The sequence below is a fragment of the Paenibacillus sp. FSL M7-0420 genome, from assembly GCF_038002345.1.
Lineage (GTDB): Bacteria > Bacillota > Bacilli > Paenibacillales > Paenibacillaceae > Paenibacillus_AQ.
In genome coordinates this window covers 1,867,482-1,880,186 of sequence record NZ_JBBOCJ010000001.1, presented here as the reverse complement: position 1 = coordinate 1,880,186, position 12,705 = coordinate 1,867,482, and the positions used below count along the sequence as shown (strand labels likewise).

The window sequence follows — 12,705 nt, the reverse complement described above, 5'->3', positions numbered from 1 at the left end:
GAATAACAGGAACATCTGTGCGGTGGCATGTTAGGATGAACTCAGAAGGAGATGGGGAGCTTTGGAATGGCTGATTCGAATGAAGCATGCACTGGACTATATGGAGCTGAAAATGACTGAAACTCTGCGTATCGAGGATGTGGCTGAGGTAGCTTATGTCTCACCGTTCCACTTCCAGCGCATGTTCAGTATGCTGACTGGCTTCACGGTAGCCGACTATATCCGCAAACGCAGATTGACGCTGGCCGCCCAGGAGCTGGCGGTATCCAATATCCGTGTACTGGATGTGGCGCTGAAATACGGATATGACTCGCCGGAGTCCTTCGCCAAGGCGTTCCGCAAAGCCCATGGGATTACCCCTTCAGCAGCGCGTAAGTCTGGCGTCCAGCTCAAAGCTTTCCCCCGCATCTCATTCCACCTATCATTGAAGGGAGATCAGGATATGGACTACAAAATCGTGGATAAACCAGCTTTTACCGTTATCGGCAAATCAATGGAGGTAACTACCCGTGACGGGGAGAATTTCCGCAGAATCCCGCAGTTCTGGGACGAATGCAATGAGGACGGCACTTCCGACAAGCTGATTGAGCTTAGTGCCTCCCGCGAATGGCTTGGCATCTGCACGGATATGGATATGAAAAAGGAACAGCTTACCTATTGGATCGGTGTCGAAGGTACTCCGCAGACAGATGCTCAAGGTTATGAGACCACTGTCATTCCGGCTGCCAGCTGGGCCGTATTCCGGTCCGAGGGTGCTTTGCCGCATGCGATTCAAGGGGTTTGGCAGCGGATCTATCAGGAATGGTTCCCGGGAACCGGCTATGAGCATACCGGCGGACCTGAGATTGAGCTATACCCGCCCGGCGATACGTCAGCTGAGGATTATGTGTGTGAAGTCTGGATTCCGGTGATGAAGAAATAAGAATCAAGGGTTACATGCAATGCGGGAACGGCTTCGCCTGTCTGTATGGACGGTGGAGCTGTTTTTTTTGTTTTGAGATTCTTCCCAAGCTTGGTATAATAAACAGATTATAGTTTTCTTAATCTAGTGTATTCTCATCCAAGAACGGTGAAGGAGATATTCATGTCTATCGTAAAAATCTTTTCAGACAGCACTTCCGATTTGCCGCAAGGCTGGAAGGACACATATGATATCGGTATTGTGCCGTTATATGTTGTTTTTGGAGATGGTACCTTCAAGGACGGGGTCGAAATCACCCCTGAAGAGGTCTACCGCCGCGTTGCTGCAGGCGGCGCCCTGCCTAAGACTGCTGCGCCTTCCCCTGCTGATTTCATCGCCGCGTTCCAGCCGGTGATCAGCAGCGGCCATGATATTGTCTATATCAGTCTGTCCTCTTCTTTATCTTCTACATATCAGAATGCACTCCTGGCAGCGGGTGAATTCCCCGAAGGCCGGGTGCATGTCGTAGATTCTGAGACCTTATGCGGCGGAATCGCGTTGCTGGTCATGAAGGCTGCACGTGCCGCAGCCAAAGGCGAGAGCGCTGCCAACATCGCAGCAATGATTACCGAAGCCCGTAACCGGGTAGAATCGGAATTCGTGGTCGATACGCTGGACTACTTATACATGGGCGGCCGTTGTTCTGGGATGCAGAACTTTATCGGCAGCCTGCTGAAGATCCGTCCGGTCCTCCGGCTGGTGGACGGAGCCATTGTCCCCGTTGCCCGCATCCGCGGCAAGAAGGAGAAGGCCGTGGAGCAGATGCTCCACCATGCGCTGGCGAATGCCGCCAATATGGACAAGGAGCTGCTCATTATTGCCCATACGCTGGCTGAAGAGGATGCCAAGATTCTGGAGAGCGCGCTGCGCGCGCAGACCAGTGTTGAGGAGATCGCCGTCATTCATGCCGGCTGTGTCATCGGTAGTCACTGCGGACCTGCAACGGTGGGTCTGATGTATATGCGCTAGAGCGGGTGAGCCCCGCAGCAGGCATCAGGTCAGGCAGTGTTTTTCGATTACATTTGGACTACGCGCCTCGCGGTAGCGTAATGTGATCGGTTTTTCGATTACATTTGGCTCACTTGCCTCGCGGTAGCACAATGTGATCGGTTTTTCGATTACATTTAGCTCAATTGCCTCGCGGTAGCGCAATGTGATCGGTTTTTCGATTACATTTGACTCACTTGTCTCGCGGTAGCGTAATGTGATCGGTTTTTCGATTACATTGGGCTCACTTGCCTCGCGGTAGCGCAATGTGATCGGTTTTTCGATTACATTCTGCCAACAAGAAACAGCAGGCCCTCCGAGGGGACCTGCTGTTTTTCTTGTGTATGGGATTGAATTAAGTTGTCGTATCGGGATATAACGGGCTCAGCGGACCCTCAACAGCATCGGCAACCAGCGTGTAGAACTCGGGGAATCCCGGGTGCTCGGCACTCTTGATTTCTTCGAAGGTACGGATATATAACCCTTGCGAAGCGACAGAGGTCAGGATATCCCCCAGCGTCCAGCTCCGCACCACCACTTGTCCTAGGCCGGAGCGCTCCTCTTCAGGAAGCAGCTTGGCGAATGCAACTTCACCTTCTCTAAGCGTATCGTCAAAATAATTACCGGTGGGATGCTGAAGCGTCTTCGTGGTCAGCCATGCCCTGGCGAACGGGTGGAAGTCGGTTAGCAGGAGTCGTCCGTCTGCCTTCAGCCGTCTGCGGACCAAGGCAAACACCGCATTCAAATCAGTGAAATAATGTAAAATACCAAACTCCATCAGCACTACGTCGAACGTTCCCAAAGCTTCTTCATCGGGGATATTCATGACGTCTGCACAGATGTAATCCAGCTTCACTCCCGCTGCTTCCGCTACCTCGCAGGCATATAAACGGTTCTCTTCAGAAATATCCACAACGGTGACCTCTGCTCCCAGCACAGCGAAGCAAATGGCCTTCCTGCCGTGAGAGCCGAGCAGATTCAGCACCTTCAAGCCTGACGGATCGCCCGTGTACTTGAGCCAATACCGCAGCGTATGTGCGGGGTCCTGCTGCAGCCGCACTGCAAGCTCCTCAGGTGAACCATGGTACTGTGTCCAAGCCTGATACGCTTTCGTCTCCCAAGCCGCCTTATTCGCACGCGACATCTGCTCCTGCATGTTACTCCCCCTTGTAAGAAGAATTTGGAAATGGCACTTTCTGATTCTACTATAATCCGCTTACAATGCAACAAGCATTTTTACTGTGTCCCGTTAAGAGCCAATCGAAGGTGAGCAAGTGGAGAACATACAATTGTTTACGCTGCCCAAGCGTTAGAGTGGATATAACAGACAGAAACAACCCGCTCCCACTGTATCTTGGGAACAGGTTGTCTGGCTTGATAGTTGAGAACAGGTGATTGTCCTCGATATACGAGAACACAAATGAACGTCAGCACTCGGCTCGGGTTACCCCTCAGGAGAGTAACTCAGGCTCGGGCTCCGCCTCTTCCTTCATAAAAGGCAGCATAAACCGGAAGATCGATCCCCGGTCCTCCTCGCTCTCCACGAAGATCGTTCCGCCCATCAGCTCCACGAGCTGCTTGCAGATGGCAAGTCCCAGCCCGGTTCCGCCGTATTTGCGGTTAATGGACGGATGCAGCTGGGAGAAGGACTGGAAGAGCAGATTCAACTTGCTGTCGGCAATGCCTACACCGGTATCGCGGACCGAGAACTCCAGCAGATATTCCGTTGAAGCGGGCAGCGGGATGTTCTTGACTGACAAGGTGACACTGCCCCGATCGGTGAATTTCAGCGCGTTGCCGACCAGATTAACGATAATCTGGCGCAGCCGGCTAGGATCGGTCGTGACAATGTCCGGCACACTGGTATCTGCCCACCAGCGCAGGGAAAGCTTCTTCTCCTCCGCCTTTGGAGTGAACAGATCAATAATGCCCTCCAGCATCTCCCGCAGATCGAAGCGTTCGGATTGCAGCGGCATCTTGCCGGCCTCCATCTTGCTGAAATCGAGGATGTCATTAAGAATCTGCAGCAGGCTGTAGCTGCTGCTGCGCAGAATCTCGGCGTAGCTGCGCTGCTCCTCCCCAAGCTCGGTCTCCAGCAGCAGGTCGGCCATGCCGATCATTCCGTTCATCGGCGTGCGAATCTCATGGCTCATCATTGCCAGGAAATCCGACTTGGCCTGTGCAGCCTGCTCTGCTGATTCCTTGGCGCGGAGGATCTCCCGCTCGTTCGTAATATCGCTGAAGGAAATAACCACACCGCAGATCACGCCTCTGTCCAGCAGCGGAGCGATCCGGTAATTCACGAAGAAGCTGGTTCCATCCTTGCGCCAGAAGACATCATCCGCCTTGCTGCGGGTAACTCCGTCTTGCAGGGTAAGCACGATGGGGCACTCCAGCGGAGAATGGCGGGGCGCGCCTCCATGCATGTAATGGATCATCTCCATCATCGGCAGCCCGGTCAGCTCTGACGGCTCGTAGCCCAGCATCTCTGCCCCTTCACGGTTAATGAAGATGGTCCGGCCGAGGTTGTCCAGGCCGAAGATTCCGGCAGAGACAGAGTTCAGAATGAGGCTAAGCCGCTTGTCCTCGGCCATCTCGAACACGAATTCGGCCTGCGGCAGCTCCTCGTCATCCTTCGCGGCGGCCACTTCATCCGCATACGCAGAATACCCGTCTCCTGCCTGCACATTCCGCTCAGCACCTGCCGCATGGCTGCTGCTCATGCTCACCCAGCTATGCAGCAGACTGGACAGGGGCTGGTTCCCCGAATCATGGAGGATAGCGAATACACCGGCAATGCCTTCGTCTGTGTGAAGCGGCACATAGCGTACCGTAACCCCTGCACCGCAAGCACTTCCCGTACTCTTGGCACTTCCAGAATTCCCAGCACTCTCAGTACTTCCAACACCAGTACTTACCACATTTACAGCACTAGTATTTCCCGCACTTCCAGCACCATAATTACCCCCAGACTCAGCACCGCCGGCCCCTCTCCCCGTCTCTTCATGTCCTTCCGAGGCTTCCATGGCCAGCTCGAAGCCCGATGTAATCCCGGCCAGGGCCGCTGCGAAATGAGCCTCACCGGGCGGATGCATCCGGCAATCGTTCAATATGCCTGCCTCCTCGGCACTTAACATCCGGTTACTGTCCCTGTACCTTCCCTGCCTGTCCAGCACAATGATGAGGTCCGGATGATGATCGAACAACGCCCTATAAGCACTTTCACCAGACAGCGCGTTGTCCAGAATAGAAGCCCAGTCTTTAAGCATAGCCCACCTCCTCCGCTGCTCCTTCAACCCTGCTATAGTTAGCGTCCGAAGACTGTATAAACGCTCTGATTATGTAGAACTCTCTGAATTAGTTCCTATTATAGCAAAAAAAACGTTAACGGTCGCCAGAAAAACATGGCACCGGGGCAGACTGTAAAACGACAGAAACAGTGCAAGTCCTGTAGAAGGACCGCACTGTTCACTGCATTTCTATGAGAGGACAGGCTTGAATTCCGGCGATGTCAGCTTATATCCTGATGCTCGATCTTGCGGATGGAGAGGTAGGCAATCGCCACCCCGGCCAGGGCCAGGCTAACCGAGATCCCGAGCAGGTTACCCATGCGGAAGTTCCCGAAGCCTGAGGAGATCAGCATGACGATCAGCACGGCGGAGACAATCGTGGCCGATACGGATTTGCGGCGCATCCCGAAGTATAACGGAATCAGTCCGATGCCTGCCGCGTAGAGCGCATCTGTTCCGGCTGTTATCAGGTGGGTAAGCAGCAGCTTCTGTGTCAGCGCGCCTTGAATAACATTAGGCAGGAAATAACCGACACCTGCAAGAATACCGCTAATCACAATATTAGACAGCCAAATACTTAAGAAGGTGAACAGGAAGACAATGATTAGCTTGGCCGCCATGAGCATTTTACGCGGTACAGGGTACATGAACAGCACTGTGATTGTATTATTCTTATACTCGTCGATGACCAGCTTGCTGATCAGAACGGAGGCGAAGATGATATAGGTCGCTTTTACAAAAACAGACACCCCTTGAAATAAATCGCCATACGTTCCGAATTCCCCATCATCCATCCCGGTAAAGGCTAGAAGAAGCATAAGGACCAAAATGGCCAGATCCGCAATCAGCACGCCCTTAAGAAAAGTGAATTTACTCTTGCGCAGCTCCAGCCGGATTAACTTAAGCATGGTTAACGCCCCCCATCAGTTCCACAAAATGATCCTCCAGCGAATGATGCTTCTTGCTCATACTCTCCAGCTCCACCTCTGCTGCGGACAGGGCCCGGCTCAGCTCAAGCTGCGGGATATCTTCATAGACACGAATGGTCCGCGGGTCAAGCACCTTGTAATTGCGGATGCCCAGCTTCCCCTCCAGGATGAAGACGGCCTTCGTGCACTCGCTAGTCACCAGTTCGATATACTGAGTTTGCTGATTTCGGATCGTATCCATAGCCACCTGCTCTACCAGCACCCCTTCACGGATTACGCCGATCGTGTCGGCAATCTGCTCGATTTCGCCCAGAATGTGGCTGGAGATCAGCAGGGTCATGCCATAATCACGGCTCAGCATACGGAACACCTCGCGCAGCTCCTTGATTCCAAGCGGGTCCAGCCCGTTAATCGGTTCGTCAAGAATCAGCAGCTCCGGCTTGGTCATGACCGCTCTGGCAATGCCCAGCCGCTGCTTCATCCCCAGGGAGAAATTCTTCACCGGCTTGTTGTCCACCGCTCTCAGCTTCACCAATTCGAGCGCTTCCTCTATCGCATTGGCATCATAAAAGCCCATATACTCCCCATGCAGCGCCAGATTCTCGCGGGCACTCAGCTTGTCGTAGAACACCGGGTATTCAATAATGCTGCCCATGCGCTTCAGCATGTCGTAAGAGCGATGGGTCATCTTCTCCCCGGCAAATTCAATCTCGCCCGCCGTCGGCTTCACCAGATTTGTGATCATTTTCATCACCGTTGTTTTGCCCGCGCCGTTCGGCCCCAGGAAACCGTAAATTTCACCCTGCTTAATCTCCATATTCACACTGCTTACAATTTCCTTATCCTCATAGACCTTGGTCAGATCCCATGTCCGGAGTATCGTTGTCATTTTCCGTTATCCCCTTTAGCCTCGTCTTGTTCTTCCTGGTATTTATTCTACAGGGCGGAATTTGCTTTTTTCTTACTGAAATCTTACTTAATTCTTAAGAAGCTTCAGAAGGACTGTCTGGGAAAAGAAAGCGTAAACGCCGTACGCACGTGTGGCTGGCTGCTCAGGGAAATGGTGCCGTTCATCTGCTCGGTCAGCCGCTTCGTAATCGTCAGCCCCAGGCCGCTGCCCTGGTAGTCGCGGTTGCGCGAATCCTCCAGGGTGTACAGCCGCTCGAATACTTTATCCTCGTGGCCTTCGGCAATGCCCTTGCCCCGGTCCCACACTTCTATGCAGACCCGTCCGGCGTCCGGGTACAGCTTCAGCCCCAGCACTCCCCCTGCATTACCGTAGGTAATCGCGTTAGAGAGCAGGTTCGTCAGAATCCGGTCCAGCGCCTCATCGTTGCCCATGATATGAAGCGGCTCTTCCGGGATCTCGATCTGCACATCCGTGCCGCTCTCACTAAGCAGATCATAGAAGGCCAGAATATTCCGGCGGCAGACCTCGCCCAGTTCTACCCGCGAGAGCGGGATATCCCGGTCCCCGGACTCCAGCTTCGCCAGATCAAAGAACCGGTTCATCAGCACAATGACCTCACCAGCCTTGTTGTGAATCGTCCGCAGCATCCGTTCCTGCTCTTCCTTGGATATCGCCTCATCATGCAGCAGCGTCTCAATATAGCCCAGCACCACCGTCAGGGGCGTCTTCAGATCATGCGACACATTCGCCAGCATTCCGCGCATGGATTGCTCCAGCTTACTCCGCTTGGCCGCTCCCTGATGATTGACATCGAGCAGCCGGTTCAGATCGGTCAGCAGCTGCTGCACCTGCGGACTGCTGCTCATCAGCAGCAGCCGCTCATGCGATCCGCCTTCTATGATGCTCTCCAGTTTATAGTGAATGTAGTCCAATTGGCGGGCATGCTGCCGTGAATTCAGGAACTGCAGCGTAGTGATCACAAGCAGCAGCACAAGCAGAACCAGCAACAGGATGATCATAATAGGACATCCCCCAGCTTGTAGCCGATCCCCCACAGCGTCTTGATATACTCTGGACGGGAGGGATCATCCTCAATTTTCTCACGCAATCTGCGCATATGTACATTAATTACGTTCTCATCGCCAAAATAATCCTCTTCCCAGACTTGGCTGTAGATCTGTGCCTTGGTGAATACCCGGCCTGGACTGCTCACGAACAGCTTCAGGATGTGGAACTCCTTGGCGGTCAGCTTCAGGTCTTGCCCGTTCTTCCGCACGGAGAAGTTATCCAGGTCCACGCTCAGTCCGCGCAGCTCGATGCCCTTCGGCTTCTCTGGCTGAGACTCCCCGCTGCCCTGCGATCCGCTCCCGGCAGCAGCCTGGCTTCCAGATGCAGCATACCCCGCCCGGCGGATCGCCGCCTTCACCCGGGCCGCCAGCTCAATCATCGAGAACGGCTTCGTAATATAATCATCCGCGCCGAAGCCCAGCCCCAGCGCCTTGTCCACATCGCTGTCCTTCGCCGACATAATCAGCACCGGCACAAGGCTGCCGCTGCGGATGATCTGCAGCACATCCGTGCCGCTGCGCTTCGGCAGCATCAAATCCAGCAATACCAGATCGTAAGTAAGGCCGCCCAGGAACTTGCTCACTGCCATGTCCCCGTCATATGCGATCTCCACCTCATAGCCCTCTTTGGTCAGATAAGAATGGACCATTTCGCTGATCGCTTCATCATCCTCGATCAGCAGCACCCTCTGTTGCATAATGAACCTCCTGTACTTCTATTTAACATCGCATGTAGTAACAGGCAGCTATAACAAACTAACGCCGGCTTCTACAAGCCCGAGTATATAGATCTGCGACAAGCAAAAATCACTGATTTCAATGACAATACCATGATCGGATGGATCTTTTGTTAAAGTATACCAATGCTGCGGACGCGATTCTACTAAAAAGAGCTATCTCTACACTCAGAACTTAAGTTAGTAACATACTTCCGGATTTCACCATAATTACTGATAGAACTTCCAACTGCCGTTGCCGCAACAAGCTCTCAATTAGCTTACAGTATGGGGTAGAGGGTACGCCGCTTCTTTTTTTAAAATCATGCCCATAATACAACATTCTGCTCATAAAAGCGTCCATAAATTAGAATTGTTGTAGGAATTGCAGCATTTCTCCACCTACAGGCGGATTAATAGAAAAATTCTTGCATTTCGTGCAACAACCCCCTCCGAACAAAAGCTATTTACAGAACCAAGTTGTAATATCTGCAACATTATTCAAATACAGCATCACTGCTCAGCAGCTTAACTCTGGGTTGACTGCATATTACCCGCTGATACCGCCAGTACAATATGCAACAAAGCAGCGGCTCTCCAAGTAACGGGAGAAGCGCTGCTCTGTTATTTCTGATAATCTGCTGTATTTGGTTATTATTCCTTAGCCAAAGTAATATCCAGGGGATCAATTGTCCCGTCTTCATATTTCAAAGTACCGGTCACATTATTCGCTGGCAAATGGATTACAAGCTCACGCGGATCAGACTGCCCATCCAGCACCGAGAACCTGTAATACGGGAATTTGACATTGTAGCTGGAGGACATATTTTCCGCTAAAAGATGTACCCGGTATGAGCCGTCCGGCAGATAGAAATCAAACAGACCCTTCTTAACAGTTGCAGCATATAGAAGCGGAGAAGCAGGACCCACCTCTTCGATCATCAATACTCCATCAGCATATGGAGTTCCGTCCTCATTATATATCCTGCCTGATATTGCTAAAGGTACTTTGATTTCTATCGGCCCGGCGGCAGGTTCACCGTTAACAATCTTTATCTGCGTACGTAAATCTATAGCTCTTCCATCTTCAGTATTTAAGGTCAGGATACTATAGTCGCCATCCGGCAGATAAAGATCAAACTTACCTGCAACCACATTGACCGTATAAACCCCGAAATTCTGAGCATTCATTTCTCTAATTTCCAGCCATCCGTCATCAATCGGGGAGCCGTCCGCGAAGGTAATGCTTCCTTCAATTTTTGGAGGCAATTTTATATTCAGATTACTCTTCCCGTCAATGACCTCAAATAAATAATTAATTCTTAATTGATTGTTAGTTTCGCCATAGATTAACATTTCTACGTTATAATGACCGTCGGGTAAATTAAAGTTGAACCTGCCTGCTTGGATTTTGGCACTATACCAGCCAATCGGCCCGCTGTCCAGGCGCTGTACAAAAATTTCTCCATCCTCAACTATTGTCCCGTCCGAATACTGTATCATACCTGCCTGCTGCTCAGGAATGAGAATATGCACTTCCCGGTCAGCCTTGCCATTCATAACGTAAAACATATAGTAGAGTGAAATATTCTCTTGTGTAGTTGTAGAACGCATGGAGTAAATTCTGTACGTCCCATCCGGCAAATCTATAGAGAATTCCCCTTTTGTCAAAGCAGAGGTGTAAGTCATATGATCGCTATCCCGTACTAAGTATATAGTACCTGAATCTACAACCTTCCCGTCTGCACGCTCAATGAAACCTTTTACAACACCATGATTTACAATGGGCGGTGTGGGGGCCACCGTTGACCCAGGTGTTACTATGGGTGTTACTACCGGCCACGAGGATGGGGATGGCGACGGTGAATTCACCGCCGTTGGTGTCGCTAACGGCGATGGTGACGGTGAAGTTACCGCCGTTGGCTTCGCTGTCGCCGCTGGTGTCGGCGTTGCCGTCGGTTCTGGCGTTGCTATTGGTGTCGGCGTTGCCGTTGGTGCTGGCGTTGCTATTGGTGTCGGCGTTGCTGTCGGTTCTGGCGTTGCTATTGGTGTCGGCGTTGCCGTAGGTTCTGGCGTTGCTACTGGTGTCGGCGTTGCCGTTGGTTCCGCTGTTGGTATTGGCTTTGCTGTTGGCTCCTCCGTTGGTGCTGCTGTTGGTGTCGCTGCTGGCGCCGGTGTTTCAGCCGTACTGCCGCCTCCACCAGTTCCTCCGCCTCCGCCGCCAACTAACACAGCCGCTGTAGGAACTGCAGAAGACGCAGCTACTGTTTTATCAGAACCAGCTATATTCACTTTCACATCTGCCGGAACATCAGTGCCGATCGCAAGATTACCTGGAGCATTCTCTATTGTAATGCCCGAAGCGTTGACTACCGCATTCCCGATGTTGCCTTTACCCGATACTTGTATACCGGCGTTCATTGTCATAGATTTGATATTGCTGCTATTGGCCAATTTATTACTGCCCGCTGTCTTATCAACATTGACTGTCTCGACAGTGCCCCCGCTGAGTTCAATGTTAAGGCGTGATGCAAGAATATTTACAGCCTTGAAGCTGCCGGTCAACAGAATGCGGGCATCGGCTGGAATTTCAGGTGATAACGTAAGGGTACTGATCTCAGCACCGGTGAGGGATTCAACGGCAGCAGCGGACTGAATCTGAAGGTTATGGATTTGGGTCTTTCCTTCAGCAACCACTCTTACACTGCCCTCTTCCTTGTCAACACGCACAGAACCCAGTGTGGAATCCGCAAGATGAATACTGTTAGCCCCGCCGCCCTCAATTGCGGTATTTCCTCTTACTGTTACATTCTGGAGCCGCACATCGCCTTCAGCTATGCCTTCTCCCAGCAGCAGATCTCCAGTGATATTCATATTACGGAGTGTGATACCTGGCACGCTGACCACTACATCACTGTCTACTTCCGACATTCCTGACAACGGACCATATATACCTGGTGTTTCATAGATGATTACATATTCATCGGAATCTGCATTTAGCAAGGATAGAGCCCTGTCCAAAATGACTACGGTCTCTGCCCGGGTTGCATAAGCGAGGGGCCGAAAGTTCCCATCACCGGAACCCGTCATGATACCTTGTTCGCTTACAGCCCCGATAGCACCTTTGCTCCAAGCTGCACTCTTAGTAATATCTCTGAACTCCGGAGCCGCAGCCGGTGCTGTCAGCTTGAGCAGCTTGCTAATGATCACAGCCAGCTCCTGACGGTTGATCTTCTGATCAGGCTTAAAGGTCCCATCCTCGTAGCCCTGAACATAGCCCGCAGCATTAGCCTGCAAAATACTTGTATAATACCATTTACTGTTGGAGATATCGCTAAAATTAGCTTTTTTCGTTTCAGTGAATCCAAAAGCCCTATTAATCAAAACCGTTAATTCCGCCCGAGTCACCGGATTATTCGGCTTGAATTCACCATCAGGGTAGCCGGCGATCAGACCTTGATCCATCCATTTACTGATTTGATTCTTCGCCCAGTTACCACCGAGATCGGATACATTGCCCGCAAAAGCTGAGACAGCCGGCAATATCGCAAGACATATGGCGAGTGCTCCAGCTATTACTTTTTTTCTTACACTTCTCGTGATAAACAAACTGATTCCCCCGACTATGTAGTTATAAAAGCATACAAATTATAAATCCCCTTGCTCTATCTAATCCTTAAGCCCTATGAATCCGTTAAAATTATAGCATGATTCCGGTAAAAAATTGGTATATTTCCGGATTTTATTTTCTAACCGGGAAAGTGAAAAAAACCTCCTAATGACTGATTTATCATCCGGTCTATGAATTCTGTGAACCTGACAGGCTGTCGTCCAGTTTCTCATAT

At 51.5% G+C, this 12,705-nt stretch carries 9 protein-coding genes; 2 read left to right on the top strand and 7 right to left on the bottom strand.

What is annotated here, in order from left to right:
- Positions 1-61: 61 nt before the first annotated feature.
- Both MKX51_RS07955 and MKX51_RS07950 read left to right on the top strand, forming a co-directional pair.
- Complete coding sequence (locus MKX51_RS07955) at positions 62-922, top strand: AraC family transcriptional regulator (protein WP_340755323.1); 861 nt, start codon at positions 62-64, stop codon at positions 920-922.
- Positions 923-1,084: 162 nt separating this feature from the next.
- The gene (locus tag MKX51_RS07950) at positions 1,085-1,930 is read left to right on the top strand and encodes a DegV family protein (RefSeq protein ID WP_340942453.1); all 846 of its coding nucleotides are present in this window, start codon (positions 1,085-1,087) and stop codon (positions 1,928-1,930) included.
- A gap of 373 nt (positions 1,931-2,303) precedes the next feature.
- On the opposite strand, the gene MKX51_RS07945 is transcribed toward MKX51_RS07950, so the two are convergent.
- The 7 genes from MKX51_RS07945 to MKX51_RS07915 form a co-directional block, all read right to left on the bottom strand.
- Positions 2,304-3,104: a class I SAM-dependent methyltransferase gene (locus MKX51_RS07945; protein WP_340991975.1), complete on the bottom strand. Its 801-nt coding sequence runs from the start codon at positions 3,102-3,104 to the stop codon at positions 2,304-2,306.
- A gap of 295 nt (positions 3,105-3,399) precedes the next feature.
- Positions 3,400-5,217 (bottom strand): PAS domain-containing sensor histidine kinase, encoded by a 1,818-nt coding sequence (locus MKX51_RS07940; RefSeq protein WP_340991974.1) that lies wholly within the window; start codon positions 5,215-5,217, stop codon positions 3,400-3,402.
- A 242-nt stretch (positions 5,218-5,459) separates the two neighbouring features.
- The gene (locus tag MKX51_RS07935) at positions 5,460-6,146 is read right to left on the bottom strand and encodes an ABC transporter permease (protein WP_340991973.1); all 687 of its coding nucleotides are present in this window, start codon (positions 6,144-6,146) and stop codon (positions 5,460-5,462) included.
- Positions 6,139-7,056: an ABC transporter ATP-binding protein gene (locus MKX51_RS07930; protein ID WP_340991972.1), complete on the bottom strand. Its 918-nt coding sequence runs from the start codon at positions 7,054-7,056 to the stop codon at positions 6,139-6,141. Before MKX51_RS07930 ends, MKX51_RS07935 begins: the two co-directional genes overlap by 8 nt.
- 104 nt (positions 7,057-7,160) lie before the next feature.
- Entirely contained in the window at positions 7,161-8,096 is a 936-nt protein-coding gene (locus MKX51_RS07925; RefSeq protein ID WP_340991971.1) for a sensor histidine kinase, read from the bottom strand.
- On the bottom strand, positions 8,093-8,842 hold the full coding sequence (locus MKX51_RS07920; RefSeq protein ID WP_340991970.1) for a response regulator transcription factor: 750 nt from the start codon (positions 8,840-8,842) through the stop codon (positions 8,093-8,095). Before MKX51_RS07920 ends, MKX51_RS07925 begins: the two co-directional genes overlap by 4 nt.
- A 672-nt stretch (positions 8,843-9,514) precedes the next feature.
- On the bottom strand, positions 9,515-12,469 hold the full coding sequence (locus MKX51_RS07915; RefSeq protein WP_340991969.1) for an S-layer homology domain-containing protein: 2,955 nt from the start codon (positions 12,467-12,469) through the stop codon (positions 9,515-9,517).
- Positions 12,470-12,705: the final 236 nt, after the last annotated feature.